Here is a 13,144-nt window from a genome sequence, read left to right on the forward strand (position 1 = left end):
AAGACACGGCCTGGGTCCGGTCCGGCGGATCGTCGGCCCGCAGCTCAGCGCGGCGTGGCGGACTCTTCGAGGACCGAGCGGACCGGCGTGGCGTCGCGCCCGAGCAGGTGCGTGAGCGCGGGTCCGGTGGTGGTGAACTCACCGCGTCGGGACGCGTGGAACATGCCGAGCAGCATGTTCACCCGGTCCTCGGGTACGCCGTGCCCGATCAGGCCGGCCGTCCACTCCTCGTCGTCGGCGACGACGCGCCGGACGGTGCGGCCGGTGAGTTCGGTGAGGATGCCCGCGATGTCTTCGAGGTCGAGGGCGTCCGGCGCGGTCAGTGGCCCGGTCGCCCCGTCGAACCGGCCCTCGTCCGCGAGGACCACCGCCGCCGCTTCGGCGAGGTCGGCGTGGGTGGTCCACGACACGGGGCCGTCGGCGGGCGCGACGAGTTCGCCGGTTTCGAGCGCCCGGCCCAGCAGGAGTGGGACGGTGCTCGCGTAGAACCCGTTGCGCAGCGCCGTGTAGGGCGTGCCCGTCGCCGCCAGGTACCGCTCGGTCGCGGCGTGGTCGGGCATGGGCGCGAACAGCGAATCGGCGCCGGCGCCCTGGTGGCTCGTGTACAGGACGCGCTTGGCCCCGGCGGCGAGGGCGGCGTCGATCGCCGTGGTGTGCTGGGCGACCGCCGCGTCGCCGGTCTCGCCCGCCGAGACGATGAGCACCTGCGTGGCGCCCTCGAACGCACCGGCGAGCGAGTCGGGGTCCGTGAAGTCGCCGCGCCGCACACGGACGCCACGTGCGACGAGGTCGGCGGCGCGGTCCGTGTCACGCACGCTGACGCCGACCCGCTCCGCGGGGATCCGTTCGAGCAGCCGTCCGATGATCCGGGAGCCGAGCCGGCCGGTGGCGCCGGTGATGATGATCATGATTCGTCCTCGTGTCGTCTCTGATGTTATCGCTGGAAACCGTACTGCGATTCCAACGATAAGGCATCGATAGCGGCAGCACGTTATCGTTGGAACATGATGGAGACGAAGCCCGGCGGGACCGGCAGAGGCGAGACGCGGGCGAACCTCGTGGAGGTCGCGGCGCGGCTCCTGCGCGAACAGGGTCCGAGTGCCGTGACCACCCGTGGTGTCGCCCAGGCCGCCGGCGTGCAGGCGCCGACGATCTACCGTCTGTTCGGGGACAAGGACGGCCTGCTCGACGCCGTCGCGGAGCATGTCTTCGCCGTCCATGTCGCAGGAAAGGAACTGGTGGAGGAGAGCGACGACCCCGTCGCGGACCTCCGGGCGGGGTGGGACGCGCATGTCGGCTTCGGCCTCGCCAACGCGGCGCTGTTCGGCCTGCTCATGGATCCCGGCCGTGGCACTCGCTCACCGGCCGAGCTCGCGGGACTGGAGGTTCTGCGCGCACGAGTACGCCGTGTCGCGGCGACCGGTCGGCTGCGCGTCGCCGAGAGCCGCGCCGTTGAACTCATCCACGCCGCGGGCACCGGCGCCGTGCTGACCCTGCTCGCCACGCCGCCGCACGAGCGGGATCTCGGCCTCGCCGACGCGATGTACGACATGGTGACGCGGTCGATCCTGTCCGACGTGTCCGTGCCCGTCGAGGACAGCGTGACCGCTGCCGCCGTCGCGTTCCGGACCGCCGTGCCGCGGCTACCGACGCTCACCGTCATCGAGCGCGCGCTTCTGTCCGAGTGGCTGGACCGAGCCATCGAGAGCTGAGCCGTCGGGCACCGAGCGATCCCGCACCGAGCGACCGAGCGACCGGGCACCGAGCACCGAGCGACCGGGCACCGAACGATCCCGCCCCCAGCCATCGGGAGCCGAGCCTGCGCGCGGCACTCCTCGCTCTCCGCCGGGCGCCCTCAGGTGAGCCCGATCCGCTCAGCCGCCGCCGACCACGCCCGGCCGTCCCCCTGCGGCTCGTACCGCCGCAACCGCTGGGTCCGTGCCACCAGTCGGCGCATCTCGGAGCGGTCTCCGACGAGGCCCCGGGTCCGTGCCTGGACGAGGATGTTGCCGAGCGCGGTGGCCTCCGCCGGTCCCGCCACCACCGGCAACCCCGTGGCGTCCGCCGTCAGTTGGCAGAGCAGTTCGTTACGGCTGCCGCCCCCCACCAGGTGCACCACACGGATCTCGGTGCCGGACAGCTCGGCCGCCGTACGCAACGTCGCGCGGTGGGCCAGCGCGAGGCTCTCCAGAATGCAGCGGACTGTCGCCGCCTGGTCGTCGGGCGGCCGCTGGCCGGTGCGCGCGCAGTACACGGCGATACGGCCCGGCATGTCGCCCGGCGCGAGGAACGACGGGTCGTCCGGGTCGACCAGCGCGGCGAACGGCCGCGACCGCGCCGCCCGTTCCATCAACGGCCCCAGATCGGCGGGCAGTCCGCGATCCGCCCAGGTGCGCAGAGTCTCCGACAGCAGCCACAGCCCCATGACGTTGCGCAGGAAGCGGTAACTGCCGTCCACTCCCAGCTCGTTGGTGAAGTTCGCGGCCCTGGACGCCTCCGTGACCACCGGCTCGGCCAGTTCGAGACCGGCCAGTGACCACGTACCGCACGAGAGGTACGCGAAGCCCGGCCCGATCGCGGGCACGGCGGCCACGGCCGAAGCCGTGTCGTGGGACGCCACGGCCGTCACGGGCGTGGACTCCGGCAGCCCGGTCCCGGCCGCCACGTACGGCAGCAGCGTCCCCGCCGCGTCCCCCGGCCGCCGGATCGGCGGGAACAGAGTCCGGTCGATACCCAGACGGCCCATCAGCGCGTGCGACCAGTCGCCCGCACGCGCGTCGAACAGACCCGTCGTGGACGCGTTGGTGGCCTCCGCGCCGACACTGCCGGTGAGCCAGTGTGTCAGCAGATCCGGAATCATCAACAGCGTTCTCGCGGCGGCCAGTTGAGCGCCACCCGAAGCCGCCGCCAGCTGGAAGACCGTGTTGAACGGCAGGTGCTGCAACCCCGTGATCCGGTACAGCTCCCCGGCCGGGACCGTCTCCCAGACGCGCTCGCCCACGCCCTCGGTCCGGGTGTCCCGGTAGTGGTACGGATTGCCGAGCAACTGCCCGTCCGCGTCGAGGAGCCCGTAGTCGACCGCCCAGCTGTCGATCCCGATCGACGCGACATCGTACGTACGAGCCGCGAGGCCGAGGCCGTCGAGCACCCCCTGATAGAGAGCGAGCACGTCCCACCGCAGGCTTCCCGGCAGCCGCACCGGCCGGTTCGGGAAGCGGTGGACCTCGGTCAGGTCGAGCGTCCCCCGCCCTGCCCGGCCCACTCGCCCCGCCATCACCCGGCCGCTGGTGGCGCCCAGGTCGACGGCGACGAAAGCCGAAGCCGAGGTCTCGGTGTACGACACGGTGGTGCCCCCTGCTCTCTCGGCTCCCGGTCCTCTCCGCCCCTCAGCGCAGGAACGCCGCGGCGACACCCGCGTCGACGGGAATGTGCAGCCCGGTGGTGTGTGTGAGATCGCCGCCGGTCAGGGCGAACACCGCGTTCGCCACATGCTCCGGCAGCACCTCGCGCTTGAGCAGCGTCCGCTGGGCGTAGAACTCGCCCAGCTTCTCCTCCGCCACCCCGTACACCGCCGCCCGCTGAGCCCCCCAGCCCGCCGCGAAGATTCCCGACCCGCGCACCACCCCGTCCGGGTTGACACCGTTGACCCGGATCCCGTGCTCGCCCAACTCCGCAGCCAAGAGCCGGACCTGGTGCGCCTGGTCCGCCTTCGTGGCCGAATAGGCGATGTTGTTGGGACCGGCGAACACCGCGTTCTTCGACGTGATGTAGACGATGTCGCCACCGAGCCCCTGCTCGGTCATGACCCGCGCGGCCTCCCGCGAGACCAGGAACGAGCCGCGCGCCATGATGTCGTGCTGGAGGTCCCAGTCCCGCGCGGTCGTCTCCAGCAGGGGCTTCGAGATCGAGATACCGGCGTTGTTGACGACCAGGTCCACGCCCCCGAAGGCGAGCGCCGCTTCGCGGAAGGCGGCGGCGATGGCGTCCTCGTCGGTCACGTCGACCGTGACCGCCAACGCCCGGTCCGAGCCGCCCAGTTCACCGGCGACCTCCGCCGCGCTCTCCGCGTTCACGTCGGCGACGACCACGCACGCGCCCTCGGCGGCCAGCCGGTGCGCGATGGCCTTCCCGATGCCCGACCCGCCACCGGTCACCAGCGCGACGCGGGTGGCCAGCGGCTTCGCGGCGGGCATCCGCCGGAGCTTCGCCTCCTCCAGCGCCCAGTACTCGATCCGGAACTTCTCCGACTCCTCGATCGGCGCGTACGACGAGACCGCCTCGGCGCCCCGCATCACATTGATCGCGTTGAGGTAGAACTCGCCGGCCACCCGCGCCGTCTGCTTGTCCTTGCCGTACGAGAACATGCCCACGCCCGGTACCAGCACGATCGCCGGGTCGGCGCCGCGCATCGCCGGCGAGTCGGCGTCGGCGTGCCGGTCGTAGTAGGCGGCGTACTCCGCGCGGTACTCCTCGTGCAGCCGCGCGAAGCGGGCCGTCACCTCGTCGAGCGGCGCGGAGGCGGGCAGATCGAGGACCAGCGGCCGGACCTTCGTACGGAGGAAGTGGTCCGGGCAGGACGTGCCGAGGGCCGCGAGACGCGGGTGCTCGGCACGGGCCAGGAAGTCCAGCACGGGCTCGCTGTCGGTGAAGTGACCCACCTGCGGCCGGTCCGTCGAGGCCAGCCCGCGCAGCAGGGGGGCCAGCGCGGCGGCGCGCGTCCGCCGCTCGCCGTCGGGCAGCGCGCCGTATCCGTCCAGGGCCGGCCCGAACGGCTCCGGCCTGCCGCGCTTCGCGAGGAACCGCTCGGCCTCCCGGATGATGCTCAGCGAGTTCTCCTCGCACTCCCGCGACGTGTCGCCCCACGCGGTGATGCCGTGGCCGCCGAGCACACAGCCGATCGCCCGCGGGTTGGCCTCCTTCACCGCGGCGATGTCCAGGCCGAGTTGGAAGCCGGGCCGGCGCCAGGGCACCCACACCACACGCTCACCGAAGCACTCCGCCGTCAGCGCCTCGCCGTCCGCCGCGCAGGCGAGCGCGATGCCGGAGTCGGGGTGCAGATGATCGACGTGCGGGGCGTCCACCAGACCGTGCATGGCGGTGTCTATGGAGGGGGCCGCGCCGCCCTTGCCGTGCAGGCAGTAGTCGAAGGCGGCGACCATCTCGTCCTCGCGCTCCACGCCCGGATACACCTCGGCGAGCGCCCGCAGCCGGTCGAGCCGCAGTACGGCCAGGCCCGGCCCGGTGAGTGTGCCCAGGTCCCCGCCGGAGCCCTTCACCCACATCAGCTCGGTGTCGTCGCCGCTCACCGGATCGGGGGCCAGGCCCTTGGCGGAGGTGTTGCCGCCCGCGTAGTTGGTGTTGCGGGGGTCGGCACCCAGACGGTGGGAACGCGCGAGGAGTTCGGCGGCCTGCGGGGCCTGAGCGGCTTCGGGTGAGGGCGTCATCAAGCGGCTTCCTTCGGTCCCTGATCGATGAATGAATCGATTCATTGAGAAGGTAGGTGGCGCTGCGGACGCGTGTCAAGGTGCTGTACGGAGCCCTGTCCGGCGCCCTGCACGCTGCCGTGTGGGCCCCTTGACCGCAGCGGCGCCCCGGCGGGGCCACCCACCCCGGACTTGAATCAATTCATCCCTCGGCGCCGTCCGCGCTGTCGCCGCTGTCGCCGTCCACAGGGTTCCTCTCCTCGGAGGGTGATCTGCCCGAGGGGCGACGAGGGTCGGGTGCCGGGCGGTTGCTCCTGCCGGGAGTGACGGGCTCAGGCGGGGGTTGCCCTCGCGATCAGTCCCTGGAGGCGCAGGTCCCGTGCCGCGTCGAGGGGGCCCGCGACACCGGAGCGGGCCGCGACGGCGAACCCCCGGCGCGGCACGGGGCCTGCCGCCGGCTGCTTGAGCCCGGGCCGGGGCATGAGCACACTCGCGGCGGGCCGGGCCGCGTACCACCCGCTCTCCTGCCGTCGCGGCTCCATCCCGGCCCGCGCGCCCGGCGCGGCGCCTCGCCGGGACTCACCCCTCGGCCAGCAACTCCGCGATCTCGTCGTGCAGTTGAAGCGGCAGTGCCGTGCCCCAGCGCGCCGCCGCCTCGGCGGCCAGCTCGCGGCTCCACCGCCAGCTCTCCATCGCCGCCGCCCGGAGTTCGGCGGGGCGCGCCCCGCCGGTGGTCGCGAGATGGCGTGCGCGGTCGGCCTCCGGGAGGTCCTGTTCCAGCGCGCGGCTCGGCGTGAGCCAGTGCGTCGTGGAGCCGCGCAACAGCCGGCAGAGCTTCAACTGCAACGGACCGACGACCGCGTGCAGCAGGTTGTACGCGCGGGCGCTCTCGCCGCGCGCTTTCACATGCGCCAGCATCAGCGTCCAGTTGGCGAGTTCGTCGCACAGCTCCTGGGCCGTGGACACCGGCTCCGGCGGCCGGAATTCGGCGAGCCGGCGGGCGGCCGGGGTCAGCCGCCCCCCGCGGTCGAGCAGGACGGCGGAGTCGGGGTCGGGGAGGTGCACCATGCCCTCCCACGACGCGATCAGATCGATGCCGGGCCCCGCCGGATCGATGTGGAACTCCCCGCGCATCAGGTCGTCGAAGACCACGGCGAGGATCCCGTACATATTGGTGTGGGCCAGCTTCAGCGGCGCCAGCCGCTCGACGAACTCCCGCCCGTCGAAGGTGTCGGCGTCCGCGTCCCGGACGAAGAGATACGCGTCGAGGTCGGAGTGCGCGTCCGACTCCCCGAGGGTCCACGACCCGTACAACAGGACGCCGTCCAGGCGTGGTTCGGCCGCGGCGAGTTCGCGCAGCCGCTCGGCGCGGTGGTTCAGGACGGGGGAGGACGATACGTGAGGCATGGGCATGGAGCTGATGTCTCCTGGGCTCGGGTCGACGGCACACGAACGCGGCCCGGTGGCTGCCGGGCCGCCGGGTGGTGGTCTCGGACCACGCTCGTGCTCACGTCGTACCCATGTCGTGGATCTTACGAGGCAGGCCCTACCTGGCCAGTACCGGGTCGATCGGGTCCGCGGGCCGGATGGAGTCGAACGGGCCCGACTCGACCACATAGCTGCAGTACGTGTACGAGTAGCCGGGATCGATCGACATCCCGTCCGTCGTGCTGGTCACGTCGTCGGCCGCGGCCCCGGAGTGCTTGAGGAGGAAGTGGTAGTCACCCACCGGCAGCCGCAGTGTCTTCTTCGGGTAGCCCTTGCCGGAGTCCTTGCATGCCTTGTCGACCGCGTTGTAACTGGAGTAGTTCTCGCAGCCGCCGCACGCCTTGATCTTGATCGTGCCGGTCACGGGCCCGGTGTAGAGGATCTCCACCGCGTCCGAGGCGTCATTGCTGATCACCACTTCCAGCCGGGGACCGCCGGGCGCCTTCTCCGGCGGCAGACGCTTGCCGGCCGCCCCGCGCTCCGCGGCGATCTCGGCGGCGATGGCGATCTCCCGCGCGCGGTCCTTGCGCTTGCTGTCCTTGTAGGTGGACCTGAACGAGGTCAGCGTTTCCAGGGCGAGGTCGAAATCCTTGTCCTTGAACTGGTCCACACCGCACGCGTAGGTGCCGGACTCCACGGCCGACGCGGCACTCTTCTTCAGGGCCGCGGTGTCCGTCTCGAAGGAGTTCACCATCTCGGAGATGCTCTCCAACTCCGTGGTGGCCGTGCACGGTTCGGCTCCGCCCAGCTTCCCGGCACGCTCCTTGATCGCCGCGTCGACGGCCGGTTTCACGGCCGCGGCCTGCGTCGACTTCGGGAACGTGGAGATGAGTTCGGCGAGTTCGCCGCCGTTGACGCCCGGCTCACCCGCGGCCAGTCCCTGCTTGCCGCACTCCAGGAGAGAGGTGGCCAGCGGCTGGTCGGGCCACGTGGCCAGCTTGCCGAGCAGGGCGGCGTCGACCGAATCGGGCACGTCACGCAGATACTTGAGGGCGTCGACGGCCTCGCAGTAGTCCTTCTCGGTGTACGGGACGGACACGGCGTCGTAGAACGTGGCCAGCCGCTCGGGCACGAGCTTGCCGGCCCTCGAATCCCCCTCGTTCTCGCCGAGTTCGCGGTAGACGCCGAGGGCGGCCGTGAAGCCCACCCCCTTGTCCTTGCTGCTGCCGCCGCTCTCCCGCGTCGCCTCGACCTTCCTGTCGGCCTCGTCGAGTCTGCCGAGCAGCATCCGTTCGACGGCCTCGTCCCGCGCCGCCTCGTAGGCGACGGCCCCGCCCACCGGTATGGCGAGCAGCACGAGAGCCAGGGCGACGGCCACGGCGGGCCGCAGGGTGGGGAGCACCAGCGGCGGCCGGGGGACCGGGACACGCGCGCGCCGCGCGCCGTCGAGGGCGGCGCCGATCAGGACCAGGGCGTACAGCGCCACAAGAAGGCCGGGTGCGCCGTCGGTGTCGGCGGGCAGCACGAGGAGCAGGAACAGTCCGGTCGCCGCCAGGGCGAGGGCGAGCCGGAGCCGGTCGCGGATCAGGGCGTAACCGAGCCCGAGGCCGGTGAGGTTGAGCAGCGCGACGGCGGCGACATGACCGGAGGCGGGCGGCGGGCCGACGGGCTGGGGAGGAACGGAGGGCGCGGGAGGAGGACCGAAAGCCGGCTGGGGAGGAATGGAGGGCGCAGGAGGGGGACCGAAAGCCGGCTGGGGAGGGCCGAAGGCCGGCGGCTGGGCCGGTGGCGGCGGTGTCAGCGGAGGTTGCCCCGGCGGTGACGCGGGCGGCGCAGCGGGCGGCGGTGGTGTCAGCGGCCGCTGGGCCGGCACCGGTACGGACGGCGGTACGGCGTCGTTGGGTTCGTCGGCGCTCCTCCCCGCGTCGGCGGCCGGGTCCCCGCCCGCCTCCGAGCCCCCGCCCGTCCCTCGATCTTCACTATTTCTCCCCGTGGCCATGTACGTCCCCCTGTGGTCCTGTGCCGCAGCGTTCCACTGCTACTCCATACAGTGAACGTCAAGGTCGGTGCGGTGCAAGGCGGTTGGGGGATGCCCGCAGTCTCCACCGCGGGCGTACGCGCTCTCGCGCCGCGACAAAAATTCGGCCTTGGAGAGGGATTGGCACACTCGAACCCTGGCCAGAATGATGCAGTGACAGTCGGTCGGCGAACTGTCTGGCAATACATCGGGGCGCCCCAAAAGATCATTCATTCCGCCCTCCTGGAATCACCCCCGCCACCGCGCACCTTCAGCACCAAGGCATTACGTCCCAGGCCACCGGGCCACCAATGAACGGCACGAGGAGAGTGGCCGTGCATGATGAATTCCTGTGCCATGTCACCGCTTACGGAGTCAGTGGCGGTCAGCGTATAGGCGTACCTCTGGGAACGTATCGCGCACCCACTCTGTCACTTGCACTGTGGTGGTTACGGGACCGGGCGACATGGATTGCGGAACGTCTCGATCCGAGCCCCGACAACGACAAATTCCCCGCTCGGGCGCTCGCCCCTTTGGCGGAGACCGTCCCTGACGTTCCCCAGATGCTGCGCGCCTGGCGCGACAATCAGGACCACCAGGACCGTGTCGCGGAACATCTGGCGGCGGGTCATCTCATTCGCGTCGCCACACGAGACGAAACGACGGAATACGAACTTCTCGCGGAATCCGTGGACGCGCTGCGGATGGACCGCGCCAGCCCCTCACTGATCGACGAGTCGGAAATCCCGGACGGATACGCCGACGGATACGCCGACGGCGACGCGCGCGGCCGGACACCGGTCGCGGCGGAGCACGCGTACGAGGGTGAGTACGGTTACGCGTACGCATATGTAAAGCCCTCGGAAGTCCCCGGGAAATTGCGTACGAGGGACGACTCCTTCGCCGACACGCTGCAACTGGGCAGGCTGCCCCGCTAATCGCGGTACCGGCGCCTCGGAATAACTGCCTCCGTAGCGCCGTTCACTGTCTCGGACACGCGGCGCGCGGCACGCGCCGCACAACGGCCGCCATCGCGTGGACGTTGCTACGGTCGGATTCGCACGGGCCCGAGGGCGTCCCCACGCGGATGCCACGGGCGGAGCGAGACGCAGAAGGAGACGGCAGATGCTGTTCGGCAAAGAGCACGTCAAGCGCTACCAGGAGACCGACGGCGAGGTGGGACACGAGTGGCAGAACGGCACGACCACGCTGATCCTCACCACCACCGGCCGCAAGAGCGGCGAGCAGCGCAGCACCCCCCTCATCTACCGGCCCCACGGTGACGACCTGCTCGTCGTCGCCTCCAAGGGCGGCAGCGACGCGCCTCCCCTGTGGTACCTCAACATCCAGGCCGACCCCGAGGTGCATGTCCAGGTGAAGGGCGACCGCTTCACCGCCCGCGCGCGCACCGCGACCCCGGAGGAGAAGCCGGAGATGTGGCGCCGGATGGCCGAGGTCTGGCCCGACTACGACGAGTATCAGACCAAGACGGACCGGGAGATCCCCGTGATCGTCCTGGAACGCGTCTGACCCGTCCGTGCGTGGTCTTCGCTTCCGTTAAGCCGCTGGTCCGTCACGACCCCGCCGGTGTCGACGTCAACTTGTCGGCGCCGGCGGCGTCGTGACGGTGTGTCAGGCTCGGGCCGTCAGTTCCAGCGCCTCCGCCAGCGTGCGCCACTCGGCGAGCGGCAGGTCCTTGCTCCGGTCGCCGGTCAGCACCTGGAGCGCCAGATGGTCGGCGCCGGCGGCCACGTACTCGTCGACCCGGGCACGTACCGTCTCCGCGTCGCCCAGCGCGAAGAGCGCGGCCAGCAGCCGGTCGCTGCCGCCGTCCGCGAAGTCGCTCTCGGCGAAGCCGAGTCGGAGCAGGTTGTTGGTGTAGTTGGGCAGTTGCAGATACATCGACAGCATCCCGCGCGCGACGGTTCGGGCCTGGTCGATGTCCGTGTCGAGTACGACGGTGAGTTCCGGCGCGAGCAGCGCGTCCGGGCCGAGCGTCGCGCGCGCCTCGGCCGTGTGTTCGGCCGTGACGAGATAGGGGTGCGCGCCCGCCGCGCGCTCGGCGGCGAGCTTCAGCATCTTCGGGCCCAGCGCGGCGAGGACGCGCTCCGACGCGGGCACCGGGTCGGCCGAGGCGTCCAGGGCGTCGAGGTACTCGACCATGGCCGAGTAGGGCCGTGCGTAGTTCGGGTTGAATCCGCTGTGGCTGACGCCCAGTCCGAGGACGAAGCGCCCCGCAGAGGCCTGCCGGATCCGCGCCGTCTGTTCGGCGACCGCCGCTGCCTGGTGGTCCCAGATGCTGAGGATGCCGGTCGCGACGGTGATGTGCCGGGTCGCCTCGATCACGGGGACCACCTGATCGAGCGACGGACTGCCGCCCATCCAGATCGTTCCGTACCCGAGCGAGTCGAGCTCGGCGACGGCCGCCGAGACCGCCGCGATGCCGGCCGGCTCCGAGGGGTGCAGGGCGGAACTCCAGATACCGATCCTGCCGAAACGTGCGTCGTTGTCAGAGGGCATACGTGAAAACTAGCCCAGTGGCGATGCCGCCGCCCCACCACCCGCGCCCGGCCCCGGCCCGGACCACGGGATGGTTCCCTTCGCGTTCACCGCACCAACATCCCCCGCTCATTCGGTGTCGACAACATCGGCCTACATCCCGGCCACCTGAACGACGTCAAGGAGCCCCGTGAAGATCCTCCGCAAGATCTCATCAAGCGTGAGTACCGGGAAGGCGCGACCGGGTCGGCCGGTCTGCGCGCGGGTCGGCACCCGGATCCGCGATCTCGACGAGACGAACCGGCGGACGGAGCGGGAGGCGGCGCGGATCAGGCCCGTCACGACCTCCGAGATCCTCACGAAGCACCGCAAGGGCTTCCCCCACCACGGATGGGTCGAGATCGACTCGGAGCACTGTCCGCCGTTCGTGATGTTCTGCGCCAACGACGAGGCCGTCGCCCTCGACACCGTGTGGAACGGCCGGTTCGGTTACGAGTCGGCGAGCCTGCACCACTGGAGCCGGCTCGCCGCCACCAGCCGTACGATCCTCGACGTCGGCGCGCACGTCGGCTACTACTCGATGATCGCCTCCCTCGCGGCCCCCAAGGCCACGGTGCACGCCTTCGAGCCGGTGCCGCCGATCCACGCGAGGCTGGCCGTCAACCACCGGGCGAACGGTCTGAAGAATCTCGTGCTGCACCAGAACGGGGTCTCCGACCACTTGGGTACCGCGGACATCAACATCCGCTTCCCGCTGTCGAACCTGCTCTCCACCGGCTCCTCCCTGGAGGAGTTCGCCAAGCCGCCGGCCAGCGCGTTCACCACCCGCGTCCATCTGCTCACCCTGGACGAGACCCTGGGGGACACCCCGGTCGACCTGATCAAGATCGACGTCGAGGGCCACGAGCCGAGCGTCCTGGCCGGTGCGCGGGGTCTCATCAAGCGCGACCGCCCCGTCATCATCCTCGAAGCCCTGCACAAGACACTGCTCGGCAAACTCACCGAGCCCTTCGACGGACTCGACTACACCTTCCGCTGGATCTCGGAGTCCGACGGCCGTCTCGTCCCCATCACCGGCGACCGCCCCGAGAAGAGCCGCAACCTGATCTTCGCGCCGAAGGAGAGGGAGTACGCCTGACGCGTCGGGCGGCCCGGCACCTCCGCCGGGGCCCCGGCCGGAGACGGCCGCTGCCCGGACATGGCGCCGCCCCGGCACGGGCGTGGCGCTCGTGGCGGGGCGGCTGGTCGGCAGATCCGGCCGGCTCGGTGGCCGGCCGGATCTGCCGGTCGGTGGTTCGGTCGGTCAGCCGGTCAGCTGAAGACGACCGAACGGACCTTCAGCTGCTCGGAGGCTTGGCCCCCGTTGGGCTGAAGGCTGAAGTGGAGGCCTTCACAGTCGGCGCCCTCGAACACCGTCGCCGTGGCGTCCGTGTTGTTGCGGGGGCTGTGCGCCGCCGCCGACTGCTCGTCCTGGACCTCGGGGAGCGTGATGCACTCGCGGCTCTGCGGGTCCATCAGACCCGACGTCTGCGCGATGCCGGCCTGGTCGTTGTGCTGGTAGGTGAAGTCACCCTCGGCCGCGCCGGCCGAAGCCGGCAGGGTGATGACGAGGGCGAGGGCGCCGACGGTGGCAGCCACACTGGTACGAAGTCGCACAGGAAACTCCTATGGTGCGGGTGGGGTGGAACAGGTCGTCGAAAGGCTGTCCCGGCCTGTGCGAATGTTCTCCGAACCAGTCGGTTCATCGCTCGAACAGCGGCTGCTGAATCGCTTCTTC

11 protein-coding genes and 1 pseudogene are annotated in these 13,144 nt (G+C 71.0%); 4 read left to right on the forward strand and 8 right to left on the reverse strand.

Going from position 1 to position 13,144, the window contains the following annotated elements:
• Positions 1-44: 44 nt before the first annotated feature.
• Positions 45-908 carry an NmrA family NAD(P)-binding protein gene (locus P3L51_RS00505; protein ID WP_354602958.1) on the reverse strand — a complete coding sequence of 288 codons (864 nt, stop codon included), beginning with the start codon at positions 906-908 and terminating at the stop codon, positions 45-47.
• 96 nt (positions 909-1,004) lie between these two features.
• Here P3L51_RS00505 and P3L51_RS00510 point away from each other — a divergent pair, with 96 nt between their 5' ends.
• Positions 1,005-1,712: a TetR/AcrR family transcriptional regulator gene (locus tag P3L51_RS00510; RefSeq protein WP_354602959.1), complete on the forward strand. Its 708-nt coding sequence runs from the start codon at positions 1,005-1,007 to the stop codon at positions 1,710-1,712.
• Between the two features lie 143 nt (positions 1,713-1,855).
• Here P3L51_RS00510 and P3L51_RS00515 read toward each other — a convergent pair whose 3' ends face one another.
• The 5 genes from P3L51_RS00515 to P3L51_RS00535 all read right to left on the reverse strand — a co-directional run bounded on the left by P3L51_RS00515 (position 1,856) and on the right by P3L51_RS00535 (position 8,850).
• Positions 1,856-3,274: a rhamnulokinase gene (locus tag P3L51_RS00515; protein WP_354603002.1), complete on the reverse strand. Its 1,419-nt coding sequence runs from the start codon at positions 3,272-3,274 to the stop codon at positions 1,856-1,858.
• Between the two features lie 112 nt (positions 3,275-3,386).
• On the reverse strand, positions 3,387-5,444 hold the full coding sequence (locus P3L51_RS00520) for a bifunctional aldolase/short-chain dehydrogenase (protein WP_354602960.1): 2,058 nt from the start codon (positions 5,442-5,444) through the stop codon (positions 3,387-3,389).
• Between the two features lie 311 nt (positions 5,445-5,755).
• The gene (locus P3L51_RS00525) at positions 5,756-5,965 is read right to left on the reverse strand and encodes a hypothetical protein (protein ID WP_354602961.1); all 210 of its coding nucleotides are present in this window, start codon (positions 5,963-5,965) and stop codon (positions 5,756-5,758) included.
• Between the two features lie 37 nt (positions 5,966-6,002).
• Positions 6,003-6,836 carry a nucleotidyltransferase domain-containing protein gene (locus P3L51_RS00530; protein ID WP_354602962.1) on the reverse strand — a complete coding sequence of 278 codons (834 nt, stop codon included), beginning with the start codon at positions 6,834-6,836 and terminating at the stop codon, positions 6,003-6,005.
• A gap of 133 nt (positions 6,837-6,969) precedes the next feature.
• A complete protein-coding gene (locus tag P3L51_RS00535; RefSeq protein ID WP_354602963.1) occupies positions 6,970-8,850 on the reverse strand; it encodes a hypothetical protein in 1,881 nt (626 codons plus the stop codon).
• 353 nt (positions 8,851-9,203) lie between these two features.
• Here P3L51_RS00535 and P3L51_RS00540 point away from each other — a divergent pair.
• Together P3L51_RS00540 and P3L51_RS00545 are read left to right on the forward strand one after the other, a co-directional pair.
• Positions 9,204-9,599: pseudogene (locus tag P3L51_RS00540) on the forward strand (hypothetical protein); the annotation flags it as partial.
• 394 nt (positions 9,600-9,993) lie between these two features.
• A complete protein-coding gene (locus tag P3L51_RS00545) occupies positions 9,994-10,398 on the forward strand; it encodes a nitroreductase family deazaflavin-dependent oxidoreductase (RefSeq protein WP_354602964.1) in 405 nt (134 codons plus the stop codon).
• A gap of 102 nt (positions 10,399-10,500) precedes the next feature.
• On the opposite strand, the gene P3L51_RS00550 is transcribed toward P3L51_RS00545, so the two are convergent.
• Positions 10,501-11,388, reverse strand: coding sequence for an LLM class F420-dependent oxidoreductase (locus P3L51_RS00550; protein ID WP_354602965.1), 888 nt, complete (start codon positions 11,386-11,388; stop codon positions 10,501-10,503).
• A 199-nt stretch (positions 11,389-11,587) separates the two neighbouring features.
• Here P3L51_RS00550 and P3L51_RS00555 point away from each other — a divergent pair, with 199 nt between their 5' ends.
• Positions 11,588-12,505 carry an FkbM family methyltransferase gene (locus P3L51_RS00555; RefSeq protein ID WP_354602966.1) on the forward strand — a complete coding sequence of 306 codons (918 nt, stop codon included), beginning with the start codon at positions 11,588-11,590 and terminating at the stop codon, positions 12,503-12,505.
• A gap of 173 nt (positions 12,506-12,678) precedes the next feature.
• Here the strand turns inward: P3L51_RS00555 and P3L51_RS00560 are convergent, their stop codons facing one another.
• A complete protein-coding gene (locus P3L51_RS00560; RefSeq protein ID WP_354602967.1) occupies positions 12,679-13,023 on the reverse strand; it encodes a hypothetical protein in 345 nt (114 codons plus the stop codon).
• Positions 13,024-13,144: the final 121 nt, after the last annotated feature.

Source organism: Streptomyces panacea, from assembly GCF_040560175.1.
Classification (GTDB): Bacteria; Actinomycetota; Actinomycetes; order Streptomycetales; family Streptomycetaceae; genus Streptomyces; species Streptomyces panacea.